Below are 21,027 nucleotides of genomic sequence, written 5' to 3'. Positions count from 1 at the left end.
ACGCCGCCCTTCCGTCACGTTCGTCTTGCGCAGTCCATTGTGCGGTGCGGCACTGACAACGGCCCGGCGGGCGGTGGGAGCGGCTCAGCGCCCCCGGCCCCGCCGCCGTCCGCGCCCCTCGCCGGGCTCCTCGTCGTCCCCGTGCGGTCCGAGCAGTTCGTCCGCGAGGCTCGGCAGGTCGTCCAGCGGTGTCTCCTCGGCCCAGTCGGGCCGCTCCCGCCGCCGCGGCGAGCCGTCCTCGCCGACCTGCGGCAGCTCGCGCGTACGGTCGTCGGAACCGTCGGGGCCCGCCGCCCGCTCCTCGCGGAAGTACCCCGGCGGCACCCGGTCCCCGGGATCGCCGCCCGGCACCGGCGGCAGTACGGCCGTCTCGTCCGCCGGCCCCGGCGCCACCGGTGGCAGTACGGCGGTGTCGTCGGCCGGTCCGGACGCCACGGGCGGCAGCACCGCGGTATCGTCCGCCGCCCCGGAGGGCGCCGGCGGCTGCGGCAGTTCCGTCGTCACCTCGGAGTCGGATTCCCGGTCCCGGACCCGCCGCAGCACGGCCGTCTCCTCCGCCGGTCCGCCGGACGCGTTCTTCGGCGCCACCACGGGCGTGGGCACGGTCATCGCCTCCGGCGGAACGTCGTCGACGCGGGGCACCACCGGACGCGGGCCCGCCTGCGCCTCGGCGGCGGCCCGCTCGGCCGCCCTGCGGGCCTCCTCGGCGCGCAGCAACGCCTGCTCGGCCTTGCGCTGCTTCTCCATGCGCTGGGCCTCGGCCTCGGCACGCAGCCGGGCCTCCTCCTCGGCCTGCTTGCGGCGCCGTTCCTCCTCGGCCTTGCGGCGGGCCTCCTCCTCGGCGCGGGCCTTCTCCTCGGCGAGCAGCCGGGCCCGTTCCTCCTCGGCGCGCCTGCGGGCCTCCTCGGCCCGCTGCCGGGCCTCCTCCGCCTGCCGCTCGGCCTCCCGCCGCTGCGCCTCCTCCAGCTCGCGCCGCTTGCGCTCCTCCTCCTCGGCGCGCAGCCGGGCGAGCTGCTCCTGGCGCTCGCGCTCCAGCCGCTCCTCCTCGGCCTTGCGGGCGGCCTCCTCCTCGGCCTTGCGGCGGGCTTCCTCCTCGGCCTTCTTCCGGGCTTCCTCCCGGGCCTTGATCTCCGCCTCGGACAGCGGCAGCACGGTGTCGAGCCGGTGGCGGATCACGCTGGTGACGGCCTCGGGCTCCTGACCGGCGTCCACGACCAGGTAGCGGCCGGGGTCGGAGGCGGCGAGGGTGAGGAAACCGCCCCGCACGCGCGCGTGGAACTCGGCGGGCTCCGACTCCAGCCGGTCCGGTGCCTCCGTGAACCGCTCGCGCGCGGTCTCCGGTGAGACGTCCAGCAGCACGGTCAGGTGCGGGACCAGGCCGTTGGTCGCCCAGCGGTTGATACGGGCGATCTCGGTCGGGGACAGGTCGCGGCCCGCCCCCTGGTAGGCGACCGAGGAGTCGATGTACCGGTCGGAGATGACGACGGCGCCACGCTCCAGGGCGGGCCGTACGACGGTGTCGACGTGCTCCGCCCGGTCCGCGGCGTACAGCAGCGCCTCGGCGCGGTGCGACAGGCCCGCGGAGGACACGTCCAGCAGGATGGAGCGCAGCCGCTTGCCGACCGGTGTGGCCCCGGGTTCGTGGGTGAGCACGACCTCGTGGCCCTTGGCCCGGATCCACTCGGCGAGCGCCTCGGCCTGGGTGGACTTGCCGGCACCGTCGCCGCCCTCCAGGGCGATGAAGAAGCCGTTGGCCGCGGGTGCGGTCGCCGGGTCGTCGCCGCCGAGCAGCGCGTCCCGCAGGTCGTGCCGCAGCGGCACCCCGGAGCGGTCGTCGGCCTTGGCGAGGACCAGTGCGGCCACCGGCAGCAGCAGCGCGCCGACCAGCATCAGCGTGAAGGCGGCGCCGCCGTGCGCGAACACGAACCTGCCGTTCTCCAGGCGGTGCGGGCCGATGAGCGCCGCCACCACGGGGGCGATCAGCACGGCGAGCGCCACGAACACCCGTACGATCGCGTGCAGGTGCTCGGTCGTACGCGGTCGGCGGGACTCCTCGGTCTCCTGGTCGAGGAGCGTGTGCCCGGTGTTGGCGGCGACGCCCGCGCCGACGCCGGCCAGCGCGGAGATCAGCAGCACGCTGGTGACGTCGGGGACGAGACCGGCGGCGAGCAGCGCGATGCCGGTGACGGCGATCGCCAGCGCCAGCAGCCGGCGGCGGGAGAGCGAGGGCAGGACGGACTGCGCCGTGCGGATGCCGACGACGACCCCGCCGGTCAGCGCGAGCACCAGCAGCCCGTACAGCACCGGGCCGCCGCCCAGGTCCTTGGCGTGCAGCACGGTCACGGCCACGGCGGCGGCGATCGCCGCGGCGACGGCGGCACAGGCCAGGACGAGCAGCGGCAGCGCGCCCGTACGGCCCTTGTCGACGCCGGTCGCGGTCCTGGGGCGGCGCAGTCCCTCGAGCGGGGACCGCGCGCGGGGGGTGCGCGCGGCGGGCAGTTCCAGGGCGGTCAGCAGGGACAGGGAACCGGCGAACATCCCGGCCGCCACGTACGCCCCGAGGGCCGCCTGGTGCTGGTCGAACCAGGCGATCCCGGTGCCCAGGACGTTGTTGAGCAGCGCCGCGACGACGAGGGCGGCGGCCGCGAGCGGGATCGCGAGGAAGGTGGTGCGCAGCGACAGCCGGCGCAGGGCGTCCATGTGGTCGGGCAGCGGCCGTACCGTGGCGCCCTCCGGGGGCGGGGCGGGCAGCAGCGCGGGGGCCGCGCTCTCCCGGCACACGGTCCACAGCCGCTCGGCGACACCGGTGACGAACACGGTGACCAGCAGGGCCGCCAGCGCGTTGTCCGGGACCCAGTCGATCCACAGCGGGGCGATGATCAGCAGAGCGACACGCAGCCCGTCGGCGCCGACCATGGTCCAGCGGCGGTCGAGCGGCCCCTCCGGGGAGGTGAGCGAGGTGAGCGGTCCGAGGAGGACGGCGCCGAAGAGGAGGGTCGCCAGGATGCGCACCGCGAAGACGGTCGCCACTGCGAACGCCACGCCCCGGTAGCCACCGCCGAACGAGCCTTCGGCGATCGCCGCCTGGAGGGCGAGGAGGAGGAGAACGAGGAGCGCCAGGGTGTCGCCGACACCGCTCACCAGTTGTGCGCTCCACAGTTGCTTGAGCTGCGGTCGGCGCAGCAGCGCACGGACGGCGCGCTCACGGGAGTCCGCCACCAGGTCGTCGTCGGGGGCCGGGTTGTGGGCCGTGGGCTGCTCGGCTCGCGTCATGCGTTCAGCCTATCCGGAGCGGCTGACGGCACACCGCGACCGTCCGAACGTACGCACACCCCGACACCAAAGTGATGCCGGGGCGTTCGTTTCGCGAAGTCGCCGTGGAGGTGTGTGAAGGCGGGCGGTGCCGGGTCCTCAGTCCTCCGTCGCCCTGGATGCCGTCGCCTTCTTCGCGGCGGTCTTGGCGGTGGTCTTCTTCGCGGTGGTCTTCTTCGTGGTGGTCTTCTTCGCGGCCGTGGTCGTCTTCTTGGCGGCCGTCTTCTTCGCCGCGGTCTTCTTCGCCGGGGCGGCCTTCTTCGCGGGCGCCTTCTTCGCCGTCTTCTTGGCGGGCCCCTTGGCCCGCTTCTCGGCGAGCAGCTCGAAACCGCGCTCGGGGGTGATCGTCTCGACGCTGTCGCCGGAGCGCAGGGTCGCGTTGGTCTCCCCGTCGGTGACGTACGGCCCGAAGCGGCCGTCCTTCACCACGACCGGCTTGCCGCTCACCGGGTCCTCGCCCAGCTCCTTCAGCGGCGGCTTGGCGGCGGCCCGACCGCGCTGCTTCGGCTGGGCGTAGATCGCCTGCGCCTCCTCCAGCGTGATCGTGAAGATCTGGTCCTCGGCCTGCAGGGAGCGCGAGTCCGTGCCCTTCTTCAGGTACGGGCCGTAGCGGCCGTTCTGCGCGGTGATCTCCACGCCGTCCGCGTCGGTGCCGACGGTGCGCGGCAGCGACATCAGCCTCAGCGCGTCCTGGAGCGTGACCGTGTCCAGGGACATCGACTTGAACAGCGAGGCCGTACGCGGCTTGACGGCGTTCTTGCCGGTCTTCGGGGTGCCCTCGGGGAGCACCTCGGTGACGTACGGGCCGTAGCGGCCGTCCTTGGCGATGATCTGGTGGCCGGTCTCCGGGTCGGCGCCCAGCTCGAAGTCACCGCTCGGCTTGGCCAGCAGCTCCTCCGCCAGCTCGACGGACAGCTCGTCTGGGGCGAGGTCCTCCGGGATGTCCGCGCGCTGGTGGTTCTCGGCGTCCTTCTCACCGCGCTCGATGTACGGCCCGTACCGGCCGACCCGCAGCACGATGTCGTTGCCCACGGGGAAGGACGACACCTCGCGCGCGTCGATCGCGCCCAGGTCGGTCACCAGCTCCTTGAGGCCGCCGAGGTGGTCGCCGTCGCCGTTGCCGGCGTCGGCCGCGGCGCCCGTGACGGACCCTTCGCCGAAGTAGAACCGCTTCAGCCACGGCACGGCCTGCGCCTCGCCGCGGGCGATGCGGTCGAGGTCGTCCTCCATCTTGGCGGTGAAGTCGTAGTCGACGAGCCGGCCGAAGTGCTTCTCCAGGAGGTTGACCACGGCGAAGGACAGGAAGGAGGGCACCAGGGCCGTGCCCTTCTTGAACACGTAGCCGCGGTCGAGGATCGTGCCGATGATCGACGCGTAGGTCGACGGACGGCCGATCTCGCGCTCCTCCAGCTCCTTGACCAGCGAGGCCTCGGTGTAGCGGGCCGGGGGCTTGGTGGCGTGCCCGTCGACCGTGATCTCCTCGGCGCTCAGCGCGTCGCCCTCGGCGACCTGCGGCAGACGCCGCTCGCGGTCGTCGAGTTCGGCGTTGGGGTCGTCGGCACCCTCGACGTAGGCCTTCAGGAAGCCGTGGAAGGTGATCGTCTTGCCGGACGCGCTGAACTCGACGTCCCGGCCGTCGGCGGCGGCGCCACCGATCTTCACGGTCACGCTGTTGCCGGTCGCGTCCTTCATCTGCGAGGCGACGGTCCGCTTCCAGATCAGCTCGTAGAGCTTGAACTGGTCGCCGGTCAGTCCCGTCTCGGCCGGGGTGCGGAAACGATCACCCGAGGGCCGGATCGCCTCGTGCGCCTCCTGCGCGTTCTTGACCTTGCCGGCGTACGTGCGGGGCGCGCTCGGCAGGTACTCGGCACCGTACAGCTGGGTGACCTGGGCGCGGGCGGCGGCGATCGCCGTGTCGCTGAGGGTCGTGGAGTCCGTACGCATGTACGTGATGTAGCCGTTCTCGTACAGCTTCTGGGCGACCTGCATGGTCGCCTTCGCGCCGAAGCCGAGCTTGCGGCTGGCCTCCTGCTGCAGCGTCGTCGTACGGAACGGGGCGTACGGCGAGCGGCGGTACGGCTTGGACTCGACGGACCGCACGGAGAAGCGGGTGTTCTCCAGAGCGGCGGCCAGGGCGCGGGCGTTCGCCTCGTCCAGGTGGAGGGTGTTCGCGCTCTTGAGCTGTCCCAGGGAGTCGAAGTCACGGCCCTGCGCGATCCGCCTGCCGTCGACGGTCTGCAGACGGGCGACCAGCGTCGACGGGTCCGACGGGTCCCCCGCGCGGCCGGTGGCGAAGGTGCCCGTGAGGTCCCAGTACTCGGCGGAACGGAACGCGATGCGCTCGCGCTCCCGCTCCACCACGAGCCGGGTGGCGACCGACTGGACACGGCCCGCCGACAGGCGCGGCATGACCTTCTTCCACAGGACCGGCGAGACCTCGTAGCCGTAGAGGCGGTCGAGGATGCGGCGGGTCTCCTGGGCGTCGACCATGCGCTGGTTCAGGTCGCGCGGGTTGGCGACGGCCTGGCGGATCGCGTCCTTGGTGATCTCGTGGAAGACCATCCGCTTGACCGGGACCTTGGGCTTCAGGACCTCCAACAGGTGCCACGCGATGGCCTCGCCCTCGCGGTCCTCATCGGTGGCGAGGAAGAGTTCGTCGGAGTCCTTCAGCAGGTCCTTGAGCTTCTTGACCTGGGCCTTCTTGTCGGCGTTGACGACATAGATGGGCTCGAAGTCATGGTCGACGTCCACGCCGAGGCGACGGACCTCGCCGGTGTACTTCTCCGGCACCTCCGCGGCGCCGTTGGGGAGGTCGCGGATGTGCCCGACGCTCGCTTCGACTACGTAGCCGGGGCCCAGGTAGCCCTTGATCGTCTTCGCCTTGGCAGGCGACTCGACGATGACGAGTCGGCGGCCGCCCTGTGCGGTCTCGCTGGTCGGGGACAACTTCGCTCTTCTCTCCGGTCGACGCTGGGGCCTCCCCAGGCCTTGGTCCCGGGGCGCGTGCTGTGTGGCTCGCTGGTGGTGACGCTGCGGAGTGTGACGGTACATCCCGCCCCCGTGTCAAACGGGAAAAGCCCACAACGGCCACTCGAACGGTAACCCGACTACCGCCCTTCCTGCCGCCCGGAGTCACCAGTCGCCGGTCCGTTCCTGTCCGGAGCGTGACGCTCCCCTTACCCGGACGACATGGCGCGCGCCGCCTTCAGGGGCGGGTCAGGCAGTACGCGGCGAGGGCCAGCGCGATCACCGAGGCGAGGCCCGCGAGGGCCGCCGATGCGACCTGACTCACACCGAGGGCGACCGGCTCGCCGCGCCGGACCCGGGTGGCGGTCCACACCAGCAGTGCGGCTCCGAACAGGGCGAACACCGCTCCCGCGAAGATCGCCGGCCCGCTCTCCATGACCCCGTGCGCCCCTTTTCCGCCGTCGGCGAGTGCCCAGCGCGGGGAGATTGGCAGGTCGGTGCGTCGGGCGGGCGAACCGTGGGTGAACACCGGGTCGCCCCTCCCCCGCGCGCTTCATCGAGCGGCTCGGGGTGATCGATCGGCGGTCCGTATTTTTCCGGTCTTTTTCCTGTCGTGGCTGCGTCGCGGGGGCGCGTGGACCGGGTCCGCGCGCTTCTTGTCCGGTTTCCGATGCCTGCTTACCGATGCCTGCTTACCGATGCCTGCGGTGCCGGGGCGGACGGGGCGGGCCGGTCTGCGTCGGACCGCACCGCCGGTCCCGGCCCGGCCGCACCGGCCTCGGCACCGCTCCCCGGCCCGGGCCCTCAGCCCGCCGGCTCCAGGAAGCCCTGTTCCACGAGCAGCCGGATCTGTGCCGGTGTGCGGTCGCGCAGGACCACGGGGTCCTCGCCCATCAGCTGGGCGATCGCGTCGAGGATGCGGCCCGCGCTGAGGGTGCCGTCGCAGACGCCCGCGAAGCCGGCGCCGACCGTGTCCACCTTGGTGGCCCGGCGCATCCCTCGGTGCTGGCGCAGCACCACGTGCTCCGGGTCCTCGGCGCCGGGCAGCCCGACCTGCTCCTGGACCACTTCCGCGGCGAGCTTGAAGTGCGCGGCGAGCAGGGCCGCGTCATCGTGCTCCCGCAGGTAGTCCACGCGTGCGAAGTGGGCGCGGATCGTGTCGCCGAGCGGCTGTTCGACCGAGTGCGGCCACTCCTCCACGGTGACCGAGGGCTCGGCGGCCCCGGTCCTGCGCAGCGTGATCCAGCCGAAGCCCACCCCCTTGACCTTCCGCGCCTCGAACTCCTCCAGCCACGCGTCGTACCGCGCCTGGTACTCGGCCGGGTCGGCACGGTGGTCACCGGCGTCCCTCAGCCACAGCTCGGCGTACTGCGTGACGTCCTGCACCTCACGCTGCACGATCCAGGCATCGCACCCGCGCGGCACCCACGACCTGAGCCTGTCCTGCCAGTCCTCCCCCTCGACGTGCTGCCAGTTGGCGAGGAACTGCGCGAACCCGCCCTCGCTGAGCCGCTCCCCCGCTCCCTGAACGAGCGAGCGGCACAGATCGTCCCCGCTCATCCCGCCGTCCCGGTACGTCAGCCGGGCACCCGGCGAGATCACGAAGGGCGGGTTGGAGACGATCAGGTCGTACCTCTCCTCCTCCTTGACGGGCTCGAACAGCGAGCCCTGGCGCAGGTCGGCGGACGGGACGCCGGACAGGGCGAGGGTCAGCGCGGTGAACTGCAGGGCGCGGGGGTTGAGGTCGGTCGCCGTCACGCGCGTGGCGTGCCGGGTGGCGTGCAGCGCCTGGATCCCGGAGCCGGTGCCGAGGTCGAGCGCGGCGGCGACCGGTGTGCGCACGGTGATGCCCGCGAGGGTCGTGGACGCGCCGCCCACGCCCAGGACGACCGCTGTGTCCGCCGGGCGGCCCTGGTCGCCGATGCCGCCCGCGCCGCCGACCGCGCATCCGAGGTCGGAGACGATGAACCAGTCCTCGCCGCCCGGCCCGCCGTACGGCCGCACGTCCACGGTCGCGGCGAGGTCGCTTCCGGCGGCGCCGCCCGGACGCACCAGCCAGCCGCTCGCCAGGCACTCCTCGACGGGCAGGACGTCCGCCACGCGCGCGTGCGGCACGGGCTGCTGGAGCAGGAACAGCCGAACGAGCGCTTCCAGCGGCGTGTCGCCACGGGTCGCGCGGAGTGCGGGCACGGTCTCGCTGCGGGCCAGCGCCGCGTAAGCGGGCGCGCCGAGCAGTTCGAGCAGCCCGTCGGCGGTGAAGGAGGCGCCGAGCAGGGCGTCGCGCAGCCGGGCGGCGACGTCGGGGCGGTCGGCGGACGGCAGGGAGGGCAGGGTGGCGTTACTCACGCCCCCATTGTGACCCGCGGGCCGGGATCAGCCGGTGGTCGTCGACGACGACGCTGCGGCGGACACCTTCTTGCAGCTCGCCTGCTTGGCGATGGCGTCCTTGACGTCGCCCTGCTCCAGGTTCTTCAGGGCGGTGGTGCCGCTCTGGCTCTGCTTCTGCAGGTCCGTCATCTGGGTGGCGATGTCGTGGAGACCGGTGGCGAACTTCGCCTGGTTCTTCGTGTCGAGCGCGTCGACCTTCTTCTTCAGGCCGGCGTAGGCCGCGGAGAGGTCGTCGAGGTTCTTCACCGCGTCCTGCTGCCGCTTGGCGCCGCTGTCTACACCGGGGGGCGCTCCGGCGTTGCTGATGGCCGCGGCGAGCGACTTGTAGCCGTCGGACATGTCCTGGAAGGCCTGGGAGTCGGTCTTCTGGATGGCCGCCGGCGGGTTGGAGGTGTCCGAGGCGGTCTTCGTGATGGCGGCGTTGGCGGACTTGATCTTGGCGTCCTGCGCCGGCACCGCGTCGCAGACCTGCTTGGCCCAGGCGTCCAGCTTGGGGTTGCCCTTGTCGCTGCTGCTGCTGCAGCCGACCAGCGCCACTGCCAGTACCGCACCGCCGGACAGCGCGGCCGTGAGCTTCTTGTTCACCGGATTGGTCCCTTCCATGGCTCTCGGCCCCCGGAATCTACACGCCGGACGGCGGACGCCCCAGACATAACATCCGCTAAGACCGTATTGACACTTTTTGCCCATGCGAGAGAAGGGTCACGGTGAGGTGGCGCACACAGACGAGAGCGGGCGGGCGGCACGTCAACGCGTGCCACCCGCCCGCCCCTTGAACAGGGCTTCGTCGGGACGCTCTACGAAACCACCGCGGGGTCGGCCGGCTTGGCCACCCGGTCCGCGTCCTGCTCCTCGTCCCCCACGGCGATGCCGCGCCGCTTGGAGACGTACACCGCGCCGACGATCACGAGGAGGGAGAGCACCGCGACCACGATCCGCACCGCGATGTTCTTGTCGTCGCCGTAGGAGAACCGGATGACCGCGGGTGCGATGAGCAGCGACACCAGGTTCATGACCTTCAGCAGGGGGTTGATCGCGGGACCGGCGGTGTCCTTGAAGGGGTCGCCGACCGTGTCGCCGATCACCGTGGCCGCGTGGGCCTCGCTGCCCTTGCCGCCGTGGTGACCGTCCTCCACGAGCTTCTTGGCGTTGTCCCAGGCACCGCCGGAGTTGGCAAGGAACACCGCCATCAGCGTGCCCGCGCCGATCGCGCCCGCGAGGTACGAGCCGAGCGCGCCGACGCCGAGCGTGAACCCGATGAAGATCGGCGCCATGACCGCGAGCAGACCTGGCGTGGCGAGCTCGCGCAGGGCGTCCTTGGTACAGATGTCGACAACCTTGCCGTACTCCGGCTTCTCGCTGAAGTCCATGATCCCGGGGTGCTCGCGGAACTGGCGCCGCACCTCGAAGACCACCGAGCCCGCCGACCGCGACACGGCGTTGATCGCCAGCCCCGAGAAGAGGAAGACGACCGCCGCGCCGGCGATCAGACCGACGAGGTTGTTGGGCTGCGAGATGTCCATGATCAGGCTCATCGGTGCGCCCGGTCCGGACAGCTTCTCGCCGACGTCACGCGCGCCGGTGGTGATGGCGTCGCGGTACGAACCGAACAGCGCCGACGCGGCCAGGACCGCGGTGGCGATGGCGATGCCCTTGGTGATGGCCTTGGTGGTGTTGCCGACCGCGTCCAGGTTGGTGAGCACCTGCGCGCCGGCGCCCTCGACGTCGCCGGACATCTCGGCGATGCCCTGCGCGTTGTCGGAGACCGGCCCGAAGGTGTCCATCGCGACGATCACGCCGACGGTGGTGAGCAGTCCGGTGCCGGCCAGGGCCACCGCGAACAGCGCCAGCATGATCGACGTACCGCCGAGCAGGAACGCCCCGTACACGCCGAGGCCGATCAGCAGGGCGGTGTAGACGGCCGACTCGAGGCCGACCGAGATACCGGAGAGGACGACGGTGGCCGGGCCCGTGAGGGAGGTCTTGCCGATGTCCCGCACCGGACGGCGGTTGGTCTCGGTGAAGTAGCCGGTGAGCTGCTGGATCACGGCGGCGAGCAGGATGCCGATGGCCACCGCGACCAGGGCGAGGATACGGGGATCCCCGCTCTTGCCCCTGATCGCCGCGTCGGTGACGCCGTCGAGGTCCGCGTACTTCGCGGGCAGGTAGACGAAGACCGCCGCCGCCACCAGGGCGAGGGAGATCACCGCGGAGATGAAGAAGCCGCGGTTGATCGCGGACATGCCGCTGCGGTCGGCGCGGCGCGGGGCGACCGCGAAGATGCCGATCATCGCGGTGACCACGCCGATCGCGGGCACCAGCAGCGGGAAGGCGAGACCCGAGTCGCCGAAGGCCGCCTTGCCGAGGATCAGCGCGGCGACCAGGGTCACGGCGTACGACTCGAAGAGGTCGGCCGCCATGCCCGCGCAGTCGCCGACGTTGTCGCCCACGTTGTCGGCGATGGTCGCGGCATTGCGCGGATCGTCCTCCGGAATGCCCTGTTCGACCTTGCCGACCAGGTCGGCGCCGACGTCGGCGGCCTTGGTGAAGATGCCGCCGCCGACACGCATGAACATGGCGATGAGGGCGGCCCCGAGGCCGAAGCCCTCGAGCACCTTCGGCGCGTCGGCCGCGTACACCAGCACTACGCAGGAGGCGCCCAGCAGGCCGAGCCCCACCGTGAACATGCCGACGACGCCGCCCGTGCGAAAAGCGATCTTCATGGCTTTGTGCGAGACGGTGGTGAGATCCTTTTCCGGCTCACCTTCCGCCGGAGTCGCTTCCCGGGCCGCCGCGGCCACGCGGACATTGCTGCGCACGGCGAGCCACATGCCGATATAGCCGGTGGCCGCCGAGAACGCGGCACCGATCAGGAAGAACACCGACCGTCCGGCACGCTGATTCCAGTCGTCCGCGGGCAGCAGCATGAGAAGGAAGAACACGAGGACGGCGAATACGCCGAGCGTGCGCAACTGCCGGCCCAGATAGGCCTTGGCGCCTTCCTGGACCGCCTCCGCGATCCGTTTCATGCTGTCGGTGCCCTCGCCCGCCGCCAGAACCTGGCGTACCAGGACGCCTGCGACCACGAGGGCGGCCACCGCCACGGCCGCGATGACCGCCACGATGATCCGGTTGTCGTCGGTCAGGACTGCGGCTGCGAAGGTTGTGGGGTGGTCCAGCTGATGAGGGGTAGAAAGCCCCGCCATTCGTCCTCCTTGACGCTTGGGCTGAGCTCAAGATGTGGACGGATTCTAGGTACCGGAACCTGATCTAAACAGAGCGCGGTAAACGGAATTGGCCCACCTGTGCTCTACAGCAAATGATCGCCGGGCTGAGACTGAACCCGAAAGCGGTAATGCCCTGAACGCATTGACGCTTGATCCATTATCACGTAATTGATCGTGAACGAATTCACGAAAACCAGTCTATGCCCGGTCACAGGGCTCCCGACATGCAGAAGGGCCCCACTGGTGGGGCCCTTCAGGTGAAGCGTTCGGGTGAAGCCTTCGCGTGCGGTGTTCGGGCGAAGCGTTCGGGTGAAGCGTTTCGGGTGAAGCGGGTGGTTCAGGCGATCGCCGCGGCCGGCGGCGTGGTCGGCCAGGTCATACGGATCAACCCGCCGTGTTCGCCGGTGGTGACCTCCACGTCGTCGACGAGGCCGCTGATGACCGCGAGGCCCATCTCGTCCTCCTCGGCCTCCACGTCGGCGTCAGGGGCGGCGCCGTCGGCCGGACCGCCCGCGTGCGCGTGCGGGACCTCGTCGCCGACCTCGATGGAGAACTGTTTCTCCTCTTCGATCAGCGCCACCTTCACCGGCGCCGTGATGCCGACGCTCTGGTGCAGTCCGACGGCACGGGAGCAGGCCTCGCCCACGGCGAGCCGGACCTCGTCGAGTACGGCCTCGTCCACTCCGGCCCTGCGCGCCACCGCTGCCGCCACCAGTCGGGCGGTTCTGACGTGCTCGGGCAGCGCGCTGAAACGGAGTTCAACGGTGGCCATGCATCCCCCTCGGAACTACGGGCTGCGGTCGGGGGCCGGACCGCCGAGAGCCCTGGCCCCCTGATGAACTTCTTCCGCCCGGGCGTTTCCACCCGGGAGACGGGCCGACCGGACGACCGGATCGCCGGCCGACGACCTGGCGTCTGGACTGATCGGCCCGGCCGATGGCCGCCTTCGCCCGTCCTCCGGACCGCCTCAGCGGGTCCGCAGTGCGTCGACGGCCCGGGACCGGCCGGTGACCGAAATCGGTCGGACGCCCCGAGTCAGTCGGTGGCCGCCACCGCTTCCTCGACCGAGGTGTGAATCGGGAACACCTTGGTCAGGCCGGTGATGCGGAAGATCTTCAGAATGCGCTCCTGGTTGCAGACCAGGCGCAGCGAGCCCTCATGGGCACGCACCCGCTTCAGGCCGCCGACCAGCACGCCGAGACCGGTGGAGTCGAGGAAGTCCACGCCCTCCATGTCGACGACGAGGTGGAAATTCCCGTCGTTCACCAGCTCGACCAGCTGCTCGCGCAGCTTGGGCGCGGTATATACGTCGATTTCGCCACCGACCTCGACGACCGTACGATCGCCGACGGTACGGGTCGACAGGGACAGGTCCACGGATCCTCCAGCACCTTGCTATCGAGCGTTCGTCCCTCGGGACACCTTCGGCTTGCGGCCCCCGGGACGTATCGCCAGCCGCGATGGCATTCAATCACTTACCGGCAGGCGTGCACGACGCCTTGGCTCCATTGTCCGTCACGCCGGTGACACACTCGGTGCCGATGGCCAAGAATCACCGAACCGATCGACCTCCGACGGAGCCCGCACCCCGGTTCTCCCCGGGCACGGTCCTGGACCGGCTCGCCTCGGGGCCGAGCCGGGCCTCGCGCATCACTCATACGGAGCACTTGCCCCCACGTGCGGGTCGCCATGCCGTTTGGCCTGATCGAATTCGCCCGGAAGTGATCGCAGCCGTGCAGGCGTGCGGGATCGAGCACCCCTGGGCGCACCAGGCGCTCGCGGCCGAGCACGCCCTGGACGGCGACTCCGTGGTCGTCGCCACGGGCACGGCCTCGGGCAAGTCCCTGGCCTACCTCGTCCCGGTCCTGTCCACGCTGCTGGAGGGGTCCCTGGCGGCCAACGGGCGCGGCGCCACCGCCCTGTACCTGGCCCCGACCAAGGCCCTCGCGGCCGACCAGTGCCGTGCGGTGAAGGAACTCGCACAACCACTGGGAACAGCGGTCCGGCCGGCTGTGTACGACGGCGACACCCCGTTCGAGGAACGCGAGTGGATCCGCCAGTACGCCAACTACGTCCTGACCAACCCGGACATGCTGCACCGCGGCATCCTGCCCTCCCACCCCCGCTGGGCGTCCTTCCTGAAGGCGCTCAGATACGTGGTCATCGACGAGTGCCACACCTACCGGGGCGTGTTCGGCTCCCATGTCGCCCAGGTGCTGCGCCGGCTGCGGCGGCTGTGCGCGCGCTACGGCTCCTCGCCCGTGTTCCTGCTGGCCTCCGCGACCGCCGCCGAGCCCTCCGTCGCCGCCGGCCGGCTGACCGGCCTGCCGGTGGTCGAGGTCGCCGACGACGCCTCCCCGCGCGGGGAACTCGTCTTCGCCCTCTGGGAGCCGCCGCTGACCGAGCTGCACGGCGAGAAGGGTGCCCCCGTCCGCCGTACCGCCACCGCCGAGACCGCCGACCTGCTCACCGACCTCACCGTGCAGGGCGTCCGCTCGGTGGCCTTCGTACGCTCCCGGCGCGGCGCCGAGCTGATCTCGGTGATCGCGCAGGAACGCCTGGCCGAGGTCGACCGCTCGCTCGCCCGGCGTGTCGCCGCCTACCGGGGCGGCTACCTCCCGGAGGAGCGCCGCGCACTGGAGCGCGCCCTGCACTCCGGTGAGCTCCTCGGCCTGGCCGCTACCACGGCCCTGGAGCTGGGCGTGGACGTCTCCGGCCTGGACGCCGTGGTGATCGCCGGGTATCCGGGCACGCGCGCCTCCCTGTGGCAGCAGGCGGGCCGGGCGGGCCGCTCCGGCCAGGGCGCGCTGGCGGTGCTGGTCGCCCGGGACGACCCGCTGGACACCTTCCTGGTCCACCATCCCGAAGCTCTGTTCGACCAGCCGGTGGAGTCCACCGTCCTCGATCCCGACAACCCCTACGTGCTCGCCCCGCACCTGTGCGCGGCCGCCGCGGAGGTCCCGCTGACCGAGGAGGACCTGGAGCTCTTCGGGCCCGCCTCGGCTCAGCTGCTGCCGCAGCTGGAGGCCGCGAAGCTGCTGCGCCGCCGTACGAGGGCCTGGCACTGGACCCGCCGGGAACGGGCCGCCGACCTGACCGACATCCGCGGCGAGGGCGGCCGGCCGGTACAGGTCGTCGAGGAGGCCACCGGACGCCTCCTCGGCACGGTGGACGCCTCGGCGGCGCACTCGACGGTGCACGAGGGCGCGGTCCATCTGCACCAGGGCCGTACGTATCTGGTGCGCTCCCTGGACCTGGAGGACTCGGTCGCCCTGGTCGAACAGGCGGACCCGCCGTACTCGACGGTCGCCCGCGACACGACGGCGATCTCCGTCCTGGAGACGGACATCGAGGTCCCCTGGGGCGCGGGACGGCTGTGCTTCGGCTCGGTGGAGGTCACCAACCAAGTGGTCTCCTATCTGCGCCGGCGTGTCATCACCGGTGAAGTGCTGGGCGAGACGAAGCTCGACCTCCCTCCTCGTACGCTGCGCACGCGCGCGGTGTGGTGGACGGTCACCGAGGACCAGCTGGACGAGGCCCGGATCAACCCGGAGATCCTCGGCGGCGCCCTGCACGCCGCCGAACACGCGTCGATCGGCATGCTGCCGCTCTTCGCGACCTGCGACCGCTGGGACATCGGCGGCGTGTCGATCCCGCTGCACCCCGACACGCTCCTGCCCACGGTCTTCGTGTACGACGGTCACCCCGGCGGCGCGGGCTTCGCCGAGCGCGCCTTCCACACCGCCCGCGAGTGGCTGACCGCCACCCGCCAGGCCATCGCCTCCTGCGAGTGCGACGCCGGCTGCCCGTCCTGCATCCAGTCCCCCAAGTGCGGCAACGGCAACGATCCGCTGCACAAGCGGGGTGCGGTGCGGCTGCTCACGGTGCTGCTGCGGGGTGCACCGGAGGGGGAACCGGTGACGGAGCGGGCCGGGGAGCGGCCGGCTCCGCAGGGCCCGCCCGTGATCTGACCCGCGCCGTGAACGGACCCCGGCCGGACGCTGCCGTCACGTCCGAGGTCTCGCCCACCATCGCGCACCGCACCAGCCGGACCCCCTGGGCCCGCGCCACCCGGTCGGCCCGGGCGCACGCGGTCGCCGTGCCGTCGGCCCAGTGGTCCGCCGCCGCGAGCGCCGCGAGGTCGGCGCCGCCGGCCGCGCGGTGCCGGGCGACGACGGCCTGCCCGAGGGCGAGGGCAGCACCGAAGACCACGCACAGCACGGCGACGGCGGTGACGCTCCAGACGGTGGCGGATCCGCGGTCGGAGCCGCGGCCCGGGAAACGCCCCGGGAAGCGAACCGAGAAACGACCCGGGAAGCGGCTTCTCACGGCCGTGCCCCCGCCGCCGCGGGCTGAGCCGTCGCTCCGGCGCCGACCGTCTCCTCCGCCGCGGCCACGGCCTCCTCCCGTACCTCGAAGGGCAGACCCGTCAGCACCGGCGGCTTCGCCACGACCGTCACGCGCACCTGGTCCCCCTCGCGGGCGACAGTCACCTTCGCGCCGTGCGGCGCCGCCTCACGGGTCACCGCCAGCACCGCGTCGGGGGCGTCCTGGCGGGCCGCCGCCCGGGCGCCGGTCCGCGCGGCGTCCACGCACTGCAACTGCGCGGCGACCATGAACAGGCCCCAGATCAGGGCCATGGTGAACACCACCAGCACCGGTAGCACCACGGCCGCCTCCGCGGTCACGAAACCGCGGTCCGTCAGCCACCCCGGTCCCCGTCCCCGTGGGCGTTCGCCGCCACGGCCGCGTCGGCGCTCACATCCGCGCACTGAGGGCCCGCTTCACGATGGCCTGCAGTTCCGCCCGGACCTGTCCGCTCGTCACGACCTCGTAGAGCAGCAGCGCGAATCCCACGGCCGCGACGATGCCCATGGCGTACTCCGAGGTGACCATGCCGGCGTCCCGCCGCCACCTCGCCCGCAGCCACCGTCCTGCGTCCTTCGTCTTCCTGCTCTTTCCGAACCCCTGGAGCTTCTTCACATCCACCACTTCTGAACCCTTTCCGATCCCTTTTGTTGCCACTTGGCCGGTTTGATCCGCTCGACCGTCTCCGTCAACCGCCACCTCCTCGCACCACTCCACTCGCCAGCCCGATGACCACGGGCAGCACGCCGATCGCGATGAAGGCGGGCAGGAAGCACAGCCCCACCGGTGCGCTGACCAGAACGGCCGCCCGCCTGGCCCGTGCCGTCGCGGCCCGGCACCGGTCGGCACGCGCGTCCGCCGCGAGCCGCGCGACCGGGGTGGCCGCCGGGAGCCCCGACTCGCCGGCACGCTCCAGCAGCCGGGCCAGGGCGCCGGCGCCCGGCATCGCCGCCAACCGGCGCCAGCCGTCCGCCGGTTCGCCGCCCAGCCGCACCTCCGCGGCGCCCTGTGCCAGCGCCTCACCGACAGGTCCCCCGAGGGCATCGCCGACGGCGCGGGCGGCGACCACCGGGTCCGCGCCGGCCGCGATGCAGGCGGCCAGCAGCTCGGCGGCCAACGGGAGTTGCCGGACGGCCACCACGGCAGCGGAATCCGCCGCCCGCCCCAAGCCGTCCCCCTGCCGGCGCAGCCACCGCCACAGCGCCACGGCCGTCCCCAGGCCCACCACGGCGCCGGCGACTCCGCCCACCAGTCCCCACCCGGCGGCCGCCACCGCGACGACGGGCGACCACCGCCGCACGGCACCCATCACCTCGACGGACGGTCGGGGAGCCGTGGCGGCGCCGGAGGGCAGCAGTCCGGCCAGCCGGTGCCGCGCCCAGCGTCTGCGGCGGGCCAGGCCGATCCGCCGTACGAGCCATCCAAGGGCCAGGGTCAACGCGACGGCCGTCCCCAGCCTGTGGACAAATCCGGCGCTCATGCCGCCTCCGCCGCGCGCACGATCCGCGCCGACCACCACAGCCCGGCGGCCTCCAGCAGTCCGCCGACCAGCAGGCAGCCCAGTCCCGCCCCGCTGTGCAGCAGCACGTGCAACGGGTCGGCGCCCATGGCCGTGCCCAGCAGCAGCCCCAGGGCGGGCAGGGCGGCAAGCATCACCGTCGTGGCCCGTGCGCCTGCCAACTGCGCACGCAGGTCCGCGTGCTGGTCCCGTTCGGCTCGCAGGGCGGCGCCCAGCCGGTCGAGGCCCGTCGCCAGCCCGGCGCCCTGGTCCACGGCCACCCGCCAGCAGGCCGCCAGCCCCAGCAGCCCCTCGGCCCCCGGCTGCCGTGCCGCCCCCGCGAGCGCGCCCGGCACGTCTCCGCCGAATCTCGCCGCGGCGAGCACGGTGGCCTGTGCCTCGCCGAGCCCGCCGGAGTCCCGCGCGGCCCACAACAGCGCCTCACCCGGCTGCCGTCCGGCACGCACCTCCCCCGCCAGGGCCCCGCACAAGGCGATCACCGCGTCCCCGCGCCGTTCCCGCGCCCGTCGCGCCTCCCGCGCCAGCCGCAGCCGCCGCAGCACCGGCACCCCGGCCGCCCCCGCGACGACCGGAACGACCGAAGCCCCCAGCAGCGCCAGCACCAGCCCGGCGGCCAATGACCACCACTCGCCCCGCAACCGGCCGCCCAGTCGCCGCAGTCGACCGGCGATCCGCGGCCCCGTGGGCAATCCCGTGCCCGCCGTCCCGCCGCCCGCGAGCAGCAACCGCGCCCGCCGGGCCCCGCGGTGCGGTCCGCCCGTCAGCCAGGCCGCCGCGGCGACACAGACCAGAGCGGCGCCCATGGCCGGCTCACCCGTCGGGATCTCACCCATCCGACTCGCCTCCCTTGTCGCCCGGTCCGTCGGACGCGTCGCGCAACAGCCCGCGCAGCCGCTCCCAGCCGCGATCCGGCACGAAGGCTTCCGGGCCCCAGCGCAGCGCCGGGACCGTTCGCACCAGACCCGAAGGGTCCCGCTCCAGCACGTGCACCTCGGAGATGCGGCGCCGCCCTGTCCGGTCCCGCACCAGGTGCAGGACCACCGACAGCGCGGCCGCCAACTGGCTGTGCAGCGCCGCCCGGTCGAGCCCGGCGGCCGTGCCGAGCGCCTCCAGGCGGGCCGGTACGTCCGCCGCGGCGTTGGCGTGCACCGTGCAACAGCCGCCTTCGTGGCCCGTGTTGAGCGCGGCCAGCAGATGCACCACCTCGGGGCCGCGTACCTCGCCGACGACCAGCCGGTCGGGGCGCATCCGCAGCGCCTGCCGCACCAGGTCCTCGAGGGTGACCAGGCCCGCACCCTCCTGGTTGGCGGGTCTGGTCTCCAGCCGTACGACGTGCGGGTGGTCGGGCCGCAGTTCCGCGGAGTCCTCGGCGAGCACGATCCGCTCGTCCGCTCCGACCAGTCCGAGCAGCGCGCTCAGCAGCGTCGTCTTGCCGCTGCCCGTGCCACCGCTGACGAGGAAGGACAGCCGCGCCCGCACCAGCGCCCGCAGGATCCGGTCACCGTCCGGCGGCAGCGTGCCCGCGGCGACCAGTTCGTCGAGCGTGAACGCCCGGGGGCGTACCACCCGCAGGGACAGGCAGGTACAGCCGACGGCCACCGGGGGCAGCACCGCGTGCAGGCGGGTCCCGTCGGGCAGCCGGGCGTCGGCCCAGGGCCGGGCGTCGTCGAGGCGTCGTCCGGCCACCGCGGCCAGCCGCTGCGCGAGTCGTCGTACGGCAGCCGCGTCGGGGAAGGTCACCCCGGTCAGCTCCAGTCCGCCGCCCCGGTCCACCCACACCCGGTCCGGGGCCGACACCAGGACGTCGGTGACGCGAGGGTCGGCGAGGAGCGGCTCCAGCGGGCCGCTGCCCACCAGCTCGGACCGCAGCCGCTCGGCGGCTCCCAGGACCTCGGCGTCGCCGAGCACCCGCCCCTGTTCGCGCAGCGCCTGTGCCACGCGCGCGGGTGTCGGTTCGGCTCCGCTCTCGGCCAGCCATCGCCGTACGCCGTCGAGCAGCGCCGGGGAGTCCGCGCGCCCGAGTCGGGGAAACGCGTTCATACGCCACCCGCCTCCACCAGGACCCGCTCCCAGAACTGTCCGCAGAAGCGCGCCAGCGGGCCACGGCCGGCCGCGCCGGGTGGTCTGCCGCCGCCGTGGGGGCGCAGCAGTCCCGGTTCGACGGGCACCTCGCCGGCCAGGGGCAGGCCGAGCAGCCGGGCCACCTCGCGATCGTCCAGGCCGGGTGCGTACGGCCCGCGTACCGCCACTCTGAGGTCGCGCAGGACCATGCCGACGGCGGACGCCACCCGGCCGGCCGCCGCGACGGCGCGCAGCTCGGCGGGGACGACGAGGAGCGCGAGGTCGAGCTGGGCGAGTGTCTCGGCCACCCCGTCGTCGATGCGGCGCGGCAGGTCGACGACGACGGTGCCCCCGCGGCGCCGGGCGGCGGCGAGCACCGCCCGTACGGCCTGGGGCGGGACGGCGACGCAGTCGCCGCGGTCCCAGCTCAGCACGCGCAGGGAGTGCAGCCGGGGCAGCGACTCCTCCAGGGCGCCACCGCCGACCCGGCCGCGTGAGGCGGCGAATGCGGGCCAGCGCAGTCCGTCGGCGCTCTCGCCGCCGAGGAGTACGTCGAGTCCGCCGCCGAGCGGATCGGCGTCGACGAGCAGGGTGCGCAGTCCCTCACGCGCGGAGGTGACGGCGAGCGCGCAGGCCAGTGTGGACGCGCCGGCCCCGCCTCGGCCGCCGATGACGCCGACGGTGAGCGCCGGACGGCCCACGCCCTCGGCGACGTCGGCGATGCGGTCGACCAGCCACTGCTCCCCTTCGGGGAGGATCAGGACGTTGTCGGCGCCGATCTGGACGGCCCGTTTCCAGACGCCGGCGTCGTCCTGGTCGCGGCCGACGAGGACCACTCCCTGTCTGCGCGAGCCCCCGCGGACGCGGCGCGCGGCGTCGTCCCCGACCAGGACGAGCGGGGCCGACTCCCAGCCGCCGCCGCGTTCCGGTACGCGGGGATGGACCTCGGGCTTGGCGCCTGCCGCCGCGCACAGGCGCAGCAGGTCGTCGAGGAGTTGGGCGTCCTCCGTGACGATCAGCGGCCGTCCCGGGACCGCGGGCGGTGGATCGTGGGTGACGGTTTTGGCCATGTCGTGTTCCCCCTTCGCCGCGTCGTGCGCGCAGTCCCCTGCGGCCACGCGATTCCCGAACGTGTGAAGAACCGGCAAGCGGCCTCCATATGGGCGGCCGATAGGAACCGGCCAT

General features: G+C 72.8%; 16 protein-coding genes. 1 reads left to right on the top strand and 15 read right to left on the bottom strand.

Annotated features, from left to right (window positions below; all coding sequences use genetic code 11):
* Nucleotides 1-84: 84 nt before the first annotated feature.
* The 8 genes from tmk to bldG form a co-directional block, all read right to left on the bottom strand.
* Complete coding sequence (gene tmk, locus ACFY0F_RS14805) at nt 85-3,273, bottom strand: dTMP kinase (protein WP_388793125.1); 3,189 nt, start codon at nt 3,271-3,273, stop codon at nt 85-87.
* A gap of 138 nt (nt 3,274-3,411) precedes the next feature.
* Complete coding sequence (gene topA, locus ACFY0F_RS14800; protein WP_388793123.1) at nt 3,412-6,258, bottom strand: type I DNA topoisomerase; 2,847 nt, start codon at nt 6,256-6,258, stop codon at nt 3,412-3,414.
* Nucleotides 6,259-6,517: 259 nt separating this feature from the next.
* Nucleotides 6,518-6,715, bottom strand: coding sequence for a hypothetical protein (locus tag ACFY0F_RS14795; protein WP_388793121.1), 198 nt, complete (start codon nt 6,713-6,715; stop codon nt 6,518-6,520).
* A 368-nt stretch (nt 6,716-7,083) separates the two neighbouring features.
* Nucleotides 7,084-8,625, bottom strand: a complete 1,542-nt coding sequence (locus ACFY0F_RS14790) for a methyltransferase (protein WP_388793119.1) — start codon at nt 8,623-8,625, stop codon at nt 7,084-7,086.
* 27 nt (nt 8,626-8,652) lie between these two features.
* On the bottom strand, nt 8,653-9,270 hold the full coding sequence (locus tag ACFY0F_RS14785; protein WP_388793117.1) for a small secreted protein: 618 nt from the start codon (nt 9,268-9,270) through the stop codon (nt 8,653-8,655).
* A gap of 194 nt (nt 9,271-9,464) precedes the next feature.
* Nucleotides 9,465-11,873 (bottom strand): sodium-translocating pyrophosphatase, encoded by a 2,409-nt coding sequence (locus ACFY0F_RS14780; RefSeq protein WP_388793115.1) that lies wholly within the window; start codon nt 11,871-11,873, stop codon nt 9,465-9,467.
* Between the two features lie 358 nt (nt 11,874-12,231).
* Nucleotides 12,232-12,666 (bottom strand): ATP-binding protein, encoded by a 435-nt coding sequence (locus ACFY0F_RS14775; RefSeq protein WP_388793113.1) that lies wholly within the window; start codon nt 12,664-12,666, stop codon nt 12,232-12,234.
* Nucleotides 12,667-12,929: 263 nt separating this feature from the next.
* Entirely contained in the window at nt 12,930-13,271 is a 342-nt protein-coding gene (gene bldG / locus ACFY0F_RS14770) for an anti-sigma factor antagonist BldG (protein WP_010986038.1), read from the bottom strand.
* 83 nt (nt 13,272-13,354) lie between these two features.
* Here bldG and ACFY0F_RS14765 point away from each other — a divergent pair, with 83 nt between their 5' ends.
* Nucleotides 13,355-15,865 (top strand): DEAD/DEAH box helicase, encoded by a 2,511-nt coding sequence (locus tag ACFY0F_RS14765; protein ID WP_388793111.1) that lies wholly within the window; start codon nt 13,355-13,357, stop codon nt 15,863-15,865.
* Here the strand turns inward: ACFY0F_RS14765 and ACFY0F_RS14760 are convergent.
* The 7 genes from ACFY0F_RS14760 to ssd all read right to left on the bottom strand — a co-directional run bounded on the left by ACFY0F_RS14760 (nt 15,774) and on the right by ssd (nt 20,912).
* On the bottom strand, nt 15,774-16,223 hold the full coding sequence (locus ACFY0F_RS14760) for an Rv3654c family TadE-like protein (RefSeq protein WP_388793110.1): 450 nt from the start codon (nt 16,221-16,223) through the stop codon (nt 15,774-15,776). The two genes, ACFY0F_RS14765 and ACFY0F_RS14760, sit on opposite strands and share 92 nt — an antisense overlap.
* On the bottom strand, nt 16,220-16,582 hold the full coding sequence (locus tag ACFY0F_RS14755) for a TadE family type IV pilus minor pilin (protein WP_388793108.1): 363 nt from the start codon (nt 16,580-16,582) through the stop codon (nt 16,220-16,222). Before ACFY0F_RS14755 ends, ACFY0F_RS14760 begins: the two co-directional genes overlap by 4 nt.
* Before the next feature lie 70 nt (nt 16,583-16,652).
* Nucleotides 16,653-16,820: a DUF4244 domain-containing protein gene (locus ACFY0F_RS14750; protein WP_388793223.1), complete on the bottom strand. Its 168-nt coding sequence runs from the start codon at nt 16,818-16,820 to the stop codon at nt 16,653-16,655.
* 130 nt (nt 16,821-16,950) lie between these two features.
* Nucleotides 16,951-17,742 (bottom strand): type II secretion system F family protein, encoded by a 792-nt coding sequence (locus ACFY0F_RS14745; protein ID WP_388793106.1) that lies wholly within the window; start codon nt 17,740-17,742, stop codon nt 16,951-16,953.
* The gene (locus ACFY0F_RS14740; protein ID WP_388793104.1) at nt 17,739-18,614 is read right to left on the bottom strand and encodes a type II secretion system F family protein; all 876 of its coding nucleotides are present in this window, start codon (nt 18,612-18,614) and stop codon (nt 17,739-17,741) included. Before ACFY0F_RS14740 ends, ACFY0F_RS14745 begins: the two co-directional genes overlap by 4 nt.
* On the bottom strand, nt 18,607-19,821 hold the full coding sequence (locus tag ACFY0F_RS14735) for a TadA family conjugal transfer-associated ATPase (protein ID WP_388793102.1): 1,215 nt from the start codon (nt 19,819-19,821) through the stop codon (nt 18,607-18,609). The genes ACFY0F_RS14740 and ACFY0F_RS14735 overlap by 8 nt, the downstream gene beginning before the upstream one ends.
* A complete protein-coding gene (gene ssd, locus ACFY0F_RS14730) occupies nt 19,818-20,912 on the bottom strand; it encodes a septum site-determining protein Ssd (protein WP_388793100.1) in 1,095 nt (364 codons plus the stop codon). The genes ACFY0F_RS14735 and ssd overlap by 4 nt, the downstream gene beginning before the upstream one ends.
* Nucleotides 20,913-21,027: the final 115 nt, after the last annotated feature.

Origin of the sequence: Streptomyces sp. NPDC001544 (assembly GCF_042894285.1) — a bacterium.
Taxonomy (GTDB): Bacteria; Actinomycetota; Actinomycetes; order Streptomycetales; family Streptomycetaceae; genus Streptomyces.
The sequence above is the reverse complement of the archived record's forward strand: the minus strand, read 5'-3'. Positions and strand labels throughout refer to the sequence as shown.

Coding starts and splice junctions, on each gene's coding strand:
- tmk (WP_388793125.1), bottom strand. CDS start 3,273: ATGACGCGAGCCGAGCAGCCCACGGCCCACAACCCGGCCCCCGACGAC.
- ACFY0F_RS14795 (WP_388793121.1), bottom strand. CDS start 6,715: ATGGAGAGCGGGCCGGCGATCTTCGCGGGAGCGGTGTTCGCCCTGTTC.
- ACFY0F_RS14785 (WP_388793117.1), bottom strand. CDS start 9,270: ATGGAAGGGACCAATCCGGTGAACAAGAAGCTCACGGCCGCGCTGTCC.
- ACFY0F_RS14780 (WP_388793115.1), bottom strand. CDS start 11,873: ATGGCGGGGCTTTCTACCCCTCATCAGCTGGACCACCCCACAACCTTC.
- ACFY0F_RS14775 (WP_388793113.1), bottom strand. CDS start 12,666: ATGGCCACCGTTGAACTCCGTTTCAGCGCGCTGCCCGAGCACGTCAGA.
- ACFY0F_RS14765 (WP_388793111.1), top strand. CDS start 13,355: ATGGCATTCAATCACTTACCGGCAGGCGTGCACGACGCCTTGGCTCCA.
- ACFY0F_RS14745 (WP_388793106.1), bottom strand. CDS start 17,742: ATGAGCGCCGGATTTGTCCACAGGCTGGGGACGGCCGTCGCGTTGACC.
- ACFY0F_RS14740 (WP_388793104.1), bottom strand. CDS start 18,614: ATGGGTGAGATCCCGACGGGTGAGCCGGCCATGGGCGCCGCTCTGGTC.
- ACFY0F_RS14735 (WP_388793102.1), bottom strand. CDS start 19,821: ATGAACGCGTTTCCCCGACTCGGGCGCGCGGACTCCCCGGCGCTGCTC.
- ssd (WP_388793100.1), bottom strand. CDS start 20,912: ATGGCCAAAACCGTCACCCACGATCCACCGCCCGCGGTCCCGGGACGG.